The sequence below is a fragment of the Paraglaciecola arctica BSs20135 genome (assembly GCF_000314995.1).
Classification (GTDB): Bacteria; Pseudomonadota; Gammaproteobacteria; order Enterobacterales; family Alteromonadaceae; genus Paraglaciecola; species Paraglaciecola arctica.
The window spans coordinates 1-998 of the sequence record NZ_BAEO01000032.1; the positions used below are offsets into that span (position 1 = coordinate 1).

Here is a 998-nt window from a genome sequence, read left to right on the forward strand (position 1 = left end):
ACTACTGTATTAGCAAAAACTTACGGTGGCGATGCATCAGCATTTGATCAAATCGATAACGCTCCAGAAGAGCGTGAGCGTGGTATCACTATTTCAACATCTCATGTTGAATATGACACACCAGCTCGTCACTATGCCCACGTAGATTGTCCTGGTCACGCCGATTATGTTAAAAACATGATCACTGGTGCTGCTCAAATGGATGGCGCGATTTTGGTAGTAGCGGCAACAGATGGTCCTATGCCACAAACACGTGAGCACATCTTGCTAGGTCGCCAAGTTGGTGTTCCTTACATGATCGTTTTCATGAACAAATGTGACATGGTTGACGACGAAGAATTACTAGAATTGGTAGAAATGGAAGTGCGTGAACTTCTAACTGAATACGAATTCCCTGGTGACGACTTACCAGTTATCCAAGGCTCAGCCCTTAAAGCTCTTGAAGGCGACCCAGCTTGGGAAGCAAAAATCATTGAGCTTGCAGAAGCACTAGATACTTATATCCCAGAGCCAGAGCGTGATATCGATAAACCTTTCCTACTTCCAATTGAAGATGTTTTCTCAATTTCAGGTCGTGGTACTGTTGTAACTGGTCGTGTAGAGCGCGGTATTGTTAAAACGGGTGACGAAGTTGAGATTGTTGGTATCAAAGATACTACTAAATCTACTTGTACTGGTGTTGAAATGTTCCGTAAATTGCTTGACGAAGGTCGTGCAGGCGAGAACGTTGGTGCCCTATTACGTGGTACTAAGCGTGAAGACGTAGAGCGTGGTCAAGTATTGGCTAAGCCTGGTTCAATCAACCCACATACTAAGTTCGAAGCTGAAGTATATGTACTAAGTAAAGATGAAGGTGGTCGTCATACTCCATTCTTCAAAGGATACCGTCCACAGTTTTACTTCCGTACAACTGACGTAACAGGCGCTGTAGAGCTTCCTGAAGGCGTAGAAATGGTAATGCCTGGTGATAACTTGAAATTCGTAGTAGAGCTAATTCA

The 998-nt window shown here is 43.9% G+C and carries 1 protein-coding gene; it reads left to right on the plus strand.

Going from position 1 to position 998, the window contains the following annotated elements; genetic code table 11:
• Window positions 1-998 (plus strand): elongation factor Tu (tuf, locus tag GARC_RS12585; protein WP_039989555.1); only part of this gene is annotated, 998 nt, incomplete at both ends.